Genomic DNA, 836 nt, shown 5'->3' with positions numbered 1-836 from the left:
GGGGCTTGCCGTCGGCGTCGAGCAGCCGCACCCGGGCGCGGTCGGGCTCGGCCCGGATGCCGATGCCGATGTCGCTGTCCTTCTCTCGACCGTGAAGCCGAACAGGGCGGTGCCGCCGGACGCCACGGTGACGGCGTCGCCGACGCCCTCGGCCAGCGGCGCGATCGGCGTCGCCACCAGCTCGATCGAGCCGGACAGCGGCCCGTCCTGCGGCGAGAACAGGTGCAGCAGCGACGCGCCCTGCAGGTAGCGGTGGAACTCAGCCCCGGCCGGGAACAGCTCCGGTGCGTCGCCATCGGCGGCCAGGATCACCGGCGCGGTGGTGCGGGCGGTCAGCAAGGCGGGCTGCGGCGACCGCACCCGCAGGGCCATCGCCTCGCCGGTCAGCGGCAGGATGCCGGGCAGCGGCGCGTCCTGCAGCTCCGGCTGCGGCCAGGGTCCGACCTCATTGGCCTCGCGCCACATGGCGACCAGCCCGGCATCGTGGCGCAGCACCACGGTTCCGGGTCCGGTCAGCTGGATCCGGCGGCCGCTGGCGACATGCCCGTCGCGGCCGATCACGGTGGCGTCGGCGGCCCCGGCCACGACCAGGCGGTGGCCGGGGCCGGTGTCGGGCGGCAATTGCAGCAGCACCATGCCCTCGGCCCCGTAGAACCGCTTCAGCATGCCGCTGAAGGCCAGCGCGGCGGCGGGGCCCTGGTCCGGAATCTGCGACAGCGCGACCGGCGCCGGCATCGTCCCGGTGTTGATCAGAAAGACCGCCGTCCAGTCGCCGTCCAGCGACCAGCTTGCCGGCGTGGCGCCGGCCCAGGCGGTCACGCTGCTGCCGTCGCTCT

Annotated in this window: 1 protein-coding gene; it reads right to left on the bottom strand. The window is 74.9% G+C overall.

The features are described 5' to 3' along the window. Positions 1 to 836 (bottom strand): hypothetical protein (locus ACTOWL_RS37975; protein WP_441326483.1); only part of this gene is annotated, 836 nt, incomplete at both ends.

Source organism: Inquilinus sp. CA228 (assembly GCF_052078665.1).
In the GTDB taxonomy this organism is placed as follows: domain Bacteria; phylum Pseudomonadota; class Alphaproteobacteria; order DSM-16000; family Inquilinaceae; genus Inquilinus.
The sequence above is the reverse complement of the archived record's forward strand: the minus strand, read 5'-3'. Positions and strand labels throughout refer to the sequence as shown.